The organism is Paracoccus sp. (in: a-proteobacteria) (genome assembly GCF_032007265.1).
GTDB lineage: Bacteria > Pseudomonadota > Alphaproteobacteria > Rhodobacterales > Rhodobacteraceae > Paracoccus.
In genome coordinates this window covers 1-6,784 of record NZ_DALZMB010000152.1, presented here as the reverse complement: position 1 = coordinate 6,784, position 6,784 = coordinate 1, and the positions used below count along the sequence as shown (strand labels likewise).

Here is a 6,784-nt window from a genome sequence, read left to right as displayed (position 1 = left end):
CCGGTCAGACCATCCGACTGGGGGCCGATATTGGCGGCACCTTTACCGACATTGTCCTTGAATGCCGCGGGCAGATGTTTTCGACAAAGGTCCTGACGAATTACGCAGCCCCCGAGCAGGCCATTCTCGACGGGATCGCGATCGTGACCCGCGAGGCGGGCATCAGTTTCGCTGATCTGGAAATCGTGATCCATGGCACGACCCTTGCCACCAATGCCCTGATCGAGCGGCGCGGTGCGCGCACGGCTTTGGTCACGACCCAAGGCTTTCGTGATGTCATCGAAATGCGCACCGAACACCGGTTCGAACAATATGATCTGAACCTGCAGCTGCCAGCGCCGCTGATTTCGCGTGAGGATCGTTTTACCGTCGCGGGCCGCATTGGCGCAGATGGCCAAGAGCTTGCGCCGCTGGATGAAGAGGCGCTTGCACAGATCGCTGCCCAGATCGCCGCCGGCGGTTTTGGCGCCGTCGCCATTGGCTTTATTCATTCCTATGTGAACCCCGCCCACGAGCGCAGAGCCAAGCAGATTATCGCCGCAGCCGTCGATCTGCCGATTTCGATTTCCTCGGACGTGTCACCTCAGATGCGTGAATTCGAGCGGTTCAACACGGTCTGCGCCAATGCCTATGTGCGTCCGCAGATGCAGGATTATTTGTCGCGGCTGCAAATCCGCCTAAAGGAATTGGGCGCAACCTGCCCGGTATTCATGATCCATTCGGGTGGCGGGCTGATCTCGGTCGAGACGGCCGCAGAGTTTCCAGTGCGCCTGATCGAATCCGGCCCGGCGGGTGGGGCAATCTTTGCTGCGGATGTGGCGCAGCGTTTTGGTCTGGAAAAAGTGGTCAGCTATGACATGGGCGGCACCACCGCCAAGATTTGCTTGATCGACGATTTCCAGCCTAAAACCGCCCGCACTTTCGAGGTGGCTCGGACCTATCGCTTCTGCAAGGGATCGGGAATGCCGATTTCGATCCCGGTGATCGAGATGATCGAAATTGGTGCAGGCGGCGGTTCAATCGCCTGGGTCGATGCCATGGGCCGCATCCAGACGGGACCGGAATCCGCGGCATCAGAGCCAGGCCCGGCCTGCTATCAGCGCGGTGGCGAGCGCCCGGCGATTACAGATGCCGATCTGGTATTGGGTAAGCTTGATCCCGATCATTTCGCTGGCGGAGCGATCAAACTGTCTCTGGCCAACGCCCAGGCCGCCATCAGCCAACACGTCGGAGACAGCCTAAATATCGCCACCGAGCCCGCAGCCTTTGGAATCGTCGAGGTCGTGGACGAGAACATGGCTAACGCGGCGCGGGTTCATGCGGTCGAGAATGGCAAGAACATCTCGGACAACACCATGATTGCCTTTGGCGGCGCGGCGCCTTTGCATGCCTCGCGGCTCTGCGAAAAGCTTGGGATTGATCGCTGCTTGATCCCCGCAGGCGCAGGTGTCGGCTCGGCCATCGGTTTTCTCAAGGCGCCTTTCGGTTATGAGGCCTTGGCCTCGCGTGTCGTGCGCCTGTCCCAATTTGATCCGCGGGCCGTCAACGACATGCTTGACGAGTTGAAACTGACCGCCGAACGCTTTGTGCGTGCCGGGACCGATGGGAAAATACTGCGCGAGGTGACGGGGTTCATGCGCTATGCCGGGCAGGGGTGGGAGATCCCGGTCACATTGCCCGATCGGGCCTTCACCCCCAGCGATGCCGAGCTTTTGACTCAGCGCTTTCGCGAGAACTATGCCCGCTTCTTTGGTCGCGCCATCGATGGGCTGGACGGGCTAGAGATCGAGATTGTGACCTTCTCGGTCAAAGCGCAGGATGAGCGTCGCGCGCCAGCGGCCTTTGCGCTCACTCGCGGCACATCGGTGATGCAGGCACAGATAGAACGCGAGGTCTTTGATCCGGCCCAAGGGCGGATGATGCCAACCGCAATCGTCGAGCGTCATAGCCTCGCCCCCGGAACGCGCCTGAATGGACCGGCAATTATCGTCGAACGCGAAACCTCGACCGTTGTGACATCGCCCTTTGACGTGGTCATGCAGGACGACGGCACCCTTCTTTTGATCCGCAAGGAGCTGGCAGCATGAGCGATGCAACCTTCGAGATCCGCATGCAGGTCATGTGGAACCGGCTGATCTCGGTGGTCGAAGAGCAGGCCTTGACGCTGTTGCGCACGGCCTTTTCGACCTCGGTACGCGAAGCGGGCGATCTGTCGGCGGGCGTTTTCGACCCACAGGGGCGCATGTTGGCGCAGGCCGTGACCGGCACCCCCGGCCACGTCAATACCATGGCAGAGGCCGTCTTGCATTTCATCGCGGAAATCGGGCGCGATCATATGTTTGCAGGCGATACCTATGTCACCAACGACCCCTGGAAGGGGACGGGGCATCTGCATGACATCACCATGGTTTCGCCCTCGTTCCTGGGCGATGAGCTGATCGGGTTTTTTGCCTGCACAGCCCATGTTGTCGATGTCGGCGGGCGTGGCTTTGGCGCGGATGGCAAATCCGTCTACGAGGAAGGCATCCAGATCCCGATCATGAAATTTGCCGAGCGCGGCAAGGTGAACGCCGATCTGATCAAAATCCTGCGCAGCAATGTTCGCGAGCCAAATCAAGTCGTCGGAGACTTCTACTCACTGGCGGCTTGCAATGACGTGGGCCATCGCCGCCTGATCGATATGATGCAGGAAATCGGGCTGACCAGCTTGGATGCTTTGGGTGAGTTCATCTTTAGCCGCACCCATGCCGCCACTTTGGCGCGTATCGCAGCCCTGCCCAAAGGCAGCTGGTCCAACCACAGTTTGACCGATGGCTATGATCAACCTGTCAAGCTGGCCGCCACGGTTTCGATCTTGGACCACGCCATCAATGTTGATTTCGCAGGCACGGATGCGATGAGCCGCTGGGGCATCAATGTCCCGATCATCTATACCAAGGCCTATGCCTGCTATGCGCTCAAATGCGTGGTTGCCCCAGATATTCCAAACAATTGGGCCTCGCTCGAGCTGTTCACGATTTCATCGCCGACCAATATCCTGAATGCTGCGCGTCCGGCGCCCGTCTCATTGCGCCATGTGATCGGCCATATGGTGCCCGACCTGGTTTTGGGTGCGCTGGCCAAGGCCTTGCCGGGGCAGATCCTGGCAGAGGGGGCGGGGGCATTGTGGAATATCCATATCTCGGCCCGTCCTGTTGCGGGTCAGAATGGCCGACGCGCCGAGATTTTGATGTTCAACTCGGGGGGAATGGGGGCGCGGCCCACATTGGACGGGCTTTCGGCCACCGCATTTCCGTCGGGCGTGATGACAATGCCGATCGAGGCCACTGAACAGACTGGCCCGATTGTCGTCTGGCGCAAAGAGCTGCGTCCCAATTCGGGCGGCGAGGGCGAGTTCCGCGGCGGATTGGGCCAGATCATCGAAATTGAGGCCGCGCCGGGGCATGAGTTCGATTTTTCGGCGATGTTCGACCGCGTAGACCATGCCGCGCAGGGCCGCAACGGCGGCAAGGCTGGGGCACCCGGTACCGTCACATTGAATGACGGCACCAAGATGAAGCCTAAAGGTTGGCAGCATGTTCCGGCCGGGCAGCGGCTGATCTTGGAGCTGCCAGGGGGTGGCGGCTTTGGCGATCCCGCCAAGCGCAGCGCCCAATCGCGCCAAGCCGATGATGCCAAAGGCTATGTCACCAAAGGCAAAAAGGAGACGTCCCGATGAGCTATGTCGCAACCCGCCTTGCGGCGGTAAAGCCCTCGGCCTCTATGGCCGCGTCGCAGGCTGCCAAGGCGCTGCGGGCGACAGGCGTCGATGTCATCGATCTTGGATTGGGCGAGCCGGATTTTCCAACTCCGGCCCATATTTCCGATGCCGCATATCAAGCGGCGCTTGCGGGTCAGACGCTTTACACGGCTGCTGCAGGCACGCTGGCGCTGCGTCAGGCCATCGCTGCAAAGTTTCTGCGCGAAAACGGGTTGGACTACAGCGCCGATGAAATCGTTGTCGCCAACGGGGCCAAGCAGATCATCTTTAACGCGCTGATGGCCACCCTGAACCCAGACGATGAGGCAATCCTGCCTGCGCCTTATTTCGTCAGTTACCCCGAGATGGTGAAACTGCTGGGCGGCTGCCCCGTCATGGCACAATGCCCAGCTAGCTCGGGCTTTCGCTTGACGCCCGAGGTGCTGGAGGCCGTAATTACCCCGCGCACGAAATGGCTGTTTCTGAACATGCCGGGCAATCCCTCGGGGGCGGTCTATTCACTGGCCGAATTGCGCGCAATTGCTGCGGTGCTGGCGCGCCATCCGCAAGTGCTGATCCTGTCTGATGAAATCTACGAGCATATCCTTTTTGATGGGCGCGAGTTTGTCAGTTTTGGACAGGCCTGCCCAGAATTGCGGCATCGCACGCTGATCGTAAATGGCGTCGCCAAGGCCTATGCCATGACGGGATGGCGCGTGGGCTATGCCGCGGGCCCCACAGCCCTGATCGGTGCGATGAATACCGTGCAAAGCCAAAGCGTCACCTCGGTTGCGGCCCCGATGCAGGCTGCGGCACTGGCGGCACTGACCGGGCCGCAAGATTGCATCAAGGAATTTCGCGCGGCCTTTGAACGCCGTCGCAACCTTGTGTTGGCGGGGATTGCGCAAATCGATGGCTTGACGCTGTCTGCGCCAGAGGGTGCATTCTATGCCTATATCGGTTGCGCAGGGCTGATCGGTCGGCGCACCGCAAAGGGAGAGGTGCTGACGGATGATGTTGCGGTATCTAACTATCTGCTGGCCGAGGGGCACGTCAGCTCGGTTCCCGGCAGCGCCTATGGTTTATCGCCCTTCTTTCGCATCTCGACCGCGACCCGTGATGACATCCTGACCGAGGCCATTGCGCGCATCGCGCGCGCCGTCGCCGCATTGCAGACTGCCGAGGTAAACGCATGAGCACCCCCCGTTTCGACACGATCCTGATCACTGGCGCAGCTGGACGTCTGGGTACCGAACTGCGCCGGGGGCTTGCCCCTTTGGCGCGCAAATTGCGGCTGACCGATCGCTGCGAAATCGCAAATCTGCAAAGCAACGAAGAGGCGCATATTGCAGATTTGGCCGATAGCGCCGCGATCATGAAGCTGTGCGAGGGGGTCGACGCGATTGTGCATTTCGGCGGGGCACCGCTCGAGCGGCCCTGGCAGGAAATCATGTCCTCTAATATCCAGGGCAGCTATAATATCTATGAGGGCGCGCGCAAAAACGGGGTAGGCCGCGTGATCTATGCCTCATCGGTTCATGCGATCGGCTATCACAAGCTAGAGACCCATATTGACGCCGCCGCCCCTCATCGTCCTGACGGGCTTTACGGGTTGTCGAAATGCTTTGTCGAGGATCTGGGTCAGCTTTACTGGGACAAATTCGGCATAGAATCCGTGGCCCTGCGCATTTTTTCATCCTTTCCCGAGCCGACCGACCGCCGCATGTTGTGGTCCTGGCTGGCCTTTGATGATTGCCTGCGCTTGGTCAAGGCGGCGCTGACGGCACCGCGTGTGGGCTTTACCGTTTCCTTTGGGATTTCGGATAATGCGGTCAAACCGGTGGACAACCGCCTGGCAGGGCATCTTGGTTTTCACCCTCAAGAAAACACCGAAAGCTACCGCGCCAAGCTGGAGGCAAGCCACCCAACCCCCGACCCAAAGGATCAAGCCGTTGAATGTCTTGGCGGCTGGTTCGTGCATCTTGGGCACCCCGATGACGAGGAAAAGCAATGAAAGACAGATATGATGTCGTCATCATCGGCGGCGCGGTTATCGGATCGGCGGTGGCCTATTTCCTGACCGCAAATCCGGATTTCAACGGCTCGGTCCTGGTGATCGAGCGCGACCCGACCTATGCCAAGGCGGCAACCTCGCTATCTTCGTCGTCGATTAGGACCCAGTTCTCGAATCCAATCAACGTGAAGATCAGCCAGTATGGCAGCGAATTTATTAATAATTTCGGCGATACGATGCAGGTCAAAGGTGAGGCCAGGCCCGATTTGAACTTTCATCCGGGCGGCTATCTGTTCTTGGCCAATACCGAAAATGGCGCTCAGACTTTGCGCGAAAACCACGCGGTTCAGACCGCCTGCGGTGCGGATGTGGTGCTGTGGAATAGCGATGAGCTGGCCCAAGCTTTTCCGCATTTGAACTGTCAGGATATCTTGCTGGCCTCTTATGGCCGCTCAGGCGAGGGGTGGTTTAACAACACCGGCCTGATGTACGGCTTCAAGGCCAAGGCGCGCGAGCAGGGGGCGGATTACGTCACCGATGAGGCGGTGGCTATTACCCGCGATGGCGCGCGGGTGACATCCGTGACCCTGAAATCCGGTGCGGTCATTCAGGCCGGGACCGTCGTCAACGCCTCGGGGCCGCGTGCGGCCCTGACCGCGCGGATGGCGGGGCTGGATGTTCCCGTCGAGCCGCGCAAGCGCACAATTTTTGTCTTTGACTGCGCCAAATCCCCCGAAGGAACCGCGCGGGTCAATCAAGGCCGACTGCCCTTGATGATTGATCCAAGCGGCGTTTTCTGCCGCCCCGAAGGCCGATTTTTCCTGGTGGGATGCCCGCCGGTTCACGATGATGCCGTCGATTGGGATGATTTCGATCCACGCCATGAAGAATTCGAAGAGATCATCTGGCCGGCCCTTGCCGAACGCTCTGAGGCATTCGAGGCGATCAAAGTTGTTAATAGCTGGGCCGGACACTACGATTTCAACACGCTGGACCATAACCTGATCGTGGGGCGCCATCCCGAGGTTGAA

5 protein-coding genes are annotated in these 6,784 nt (G+C 59.8%); all 5 read left to right on the top strand.

Features of this window, described 5'->3' with window-relative positions:
• The coding region (locus tag RTS12_RS19440; RefSeq protein WP_312531519.1) for a hydantoinase/oxoprolinase family protein at window positions 1–2,087 on the top strand (2,087 nt) is incomplete at its 5' end.
• Window positions 2,084–3,718 (top strand): hydantoinase B/oxoprolinase family protein, encoded by a 1,635-nt coding sequence (locus RTS12_RS19435; protein ID WP_312531517.1) that lies wholly within the window; start codon window positions 2,084–2,086, stop codon window positions 3,716–3,718. The genes RTS12_RS19440 and RTS12_RS19435, both read left to right, overlap by 4 nt.
• A complete protein-coding gene (locus RTS12_RS19430; protein WP_312531514.1) occupies window positions 3,715–4,935 on the top strand; it encodes a pyridoxal phosphate-dependent aminotransferase in 1,221 nt (406 codons plus the stop codon). Before RTS12_RS19435 ends, RTS12_RS19430 begins: the two co-directional genes overlap by 4 nt.
• The gene (locus RTS12_RS19425; protein ID WP_312531511.1) at window positions 4,932–5,753 is read left to right on the top strand and encodes an NAD(P)-dependent oxidoreductase; all 822 of its coding nucleotides are present in this window, start codon (window positions 4,932–4,934) and stop codon (window positions 5,751–5,753) included. The genes RTS12_RS19430 and RTS12_RS19425 overlap by 4 nt, the downstream gene beginning before the upstream one ends.
• The coding region (locus RTS12_RS19420; RefSeq protein WP_312531508.1) for an FAD-binding oxidoreductase at window positions 5,750–6,784 on the top strand (1,035 nt) is incomplete at its 3' end. The genes RTS12_RS19425 and RTS12_RS19420, both read left to right, overlap by 4 nt.

Bases quoted from the DNA above. Each gene is read 5' to 3' on its own strand.
- RTS12_RS19425 (WP_312531511.1), top strand. From the start codon at position 4,932: ATGAGCACCCCCCGTTTCGACACGATCCTGATCACTGGCGCAGCTGGA.
- RTS12_RS19430 (WP_312531514.1), top strand. From the start codon at position 3,715: ATGAGCTATGTCGCAACCCGCCTTGCGGCGGTAAAGCCCTCGGCCTCT.
- RTS12_RS19435 (WP_312531517.1), top strand. From the start codon at position 2,084: ATGAGCGATGCAACCTTCGAGATCCGCATGCAGGTCATGTGGAACCGG.